General features: G+C 54.4%; 2 protein-coding genes. Both read right to left on the bottom strand.

Annotation, left to right across the window (positions count from 1 at the left end; genetic code table 11):
* The coding region (locus LKK83_RS13735) for a hypothetical protein (RefSeq protein WP_324631739.1) at positions 1–318 on the bottom strand (318 nt) is incomplete at its 3' end.
* A gap of 624 nt (positions 319–942) precedes the next feature.
* A complete protein-coding gene (locus LKK83_RS13740; protein WP_324631740.1) occupies positions 943–1,089 on the bottom strand; it encodes a hypothetical protein in 147 nt (48 codons plus the stop codon).
* Between the last annotated feature and the right edge of the window lie 164 nt (positions 1,090–1,253).

Consider the following 1,253-nt stretch of genomic DNA (forward strand, 5'->3'; position numbering starts at 1 on the left):
CATCGGGGCGGATTCCGCCATCATGGGGGTTTCTTCCGTCATGGGGGTTTCTTCCGCCATCATGGGGGTTTCTTCCGTCATGGGGGCGGATTCCGCCATCATGGGGGTTTCTTCCGTCATGGGGGCGGATTCTTCCACAGGAGAGACCGTCTCGGTCGCAGCCGTTTGAGCTTTTTCTAAGGCTTCTGCACGCACCCCTTGGGAGAGGATATGCAAGACCCCACCCAGGGCGAAAATGCTTAAGGTTGCGATTAAAACAGCGATCGAGTCAGATGGGATTTTGGCAGTTGTGTCCGAAGACATTTCGTTGAAAGACATAGTTCGGATCCTCTTTTCGTTGCTTTGAGCCAGCTTCTTGCCGATCGATAGGTTCGGAAAATTAAGTATAGGTTTTCCGCGTCGCATTCATCAACAAGTTTTATGTTTGAGGGTGAACCCTACCACAATCGAACAAGGCGAAAAGTCTACCAAGAACAGTTACTCTCGGAAAAATCCTCTTAGCGCGATCGCGCAAACCCTATGCTAACGGCGGCAAAATGCCCCACAAAGCCCCTGGCTGAGGGATGGTGCAGACTCTGCGATCGCGCTTTGGTTAGTCCTTATTCTACCCAAAAACTGACCTCGAGAATTCCACTGGGTGGTGAAGAGCAGGGGGAATTCTCCCTGGGATTGGGGCATTTCTCCCACTGAGTTGGGATTGACAGGGGCGCTCAACGTTGCTACTCAGTATGGCCGATGTAGCCTTCCACCCACCGATTCAGACGGTGGTGGGAGGCGTCGCCCCATCTTCTCTTACCCTCACCGGATGGATGAAGTGCCGGGAAAAACTGGAATGGGTTTGCCAACTTTGGTTCGATTTGTCGCTTGTTTCTAAATGGATAATTTCTGCCCCTTTGGCGATCGCGGCGGGCGACCCACGGGGATCGCGCTTCGTCCTCCCGCTTACATCGGTGGTGCTGCTGCATTCGCGACCCCAGCAACGGCGCGATCGACTGCTGATTTCCCCAGGAAGCACAGCACTCCCATCGCCGCGATCGCTTGCACGGTTTTGCAGTGGGAGGGGTTTAGGGCAATTTCTTTGCCACTCATGGGCGGCATTTCTCGATTTCCCCTTCGTCAATCAACCCCATTAGACAGGGTTTTTTCGTTCTCTCGCCTTCCATTGTCCCGCTCGAGTTGTGACGTACTCCCGACGCCGACCGCTTAGGCGGTACGGCGCGGGCTTCTGCGCCCAGACCTTTGAGATCTGGGTT

The organism is Phormidium sp. CCY1219 (genome assembly GCF_035615515.1).
Lineage (GTDB): Bacteria > Cyanobacteriota > Cyanobacteriia > Cyanobacteriales > Laspinemataceae > CCY1219.

Bases quoted from the DNA above. Each gene is read 5' to 3' on its own strand.
- LKK83_RS13740 (WP_324631740.1), bottom strand. From the start codon at position 1,089: ATGAGTGGCAAAGAAATTGCCCTAAACCCCTCCCACTGCAAAACCGTG.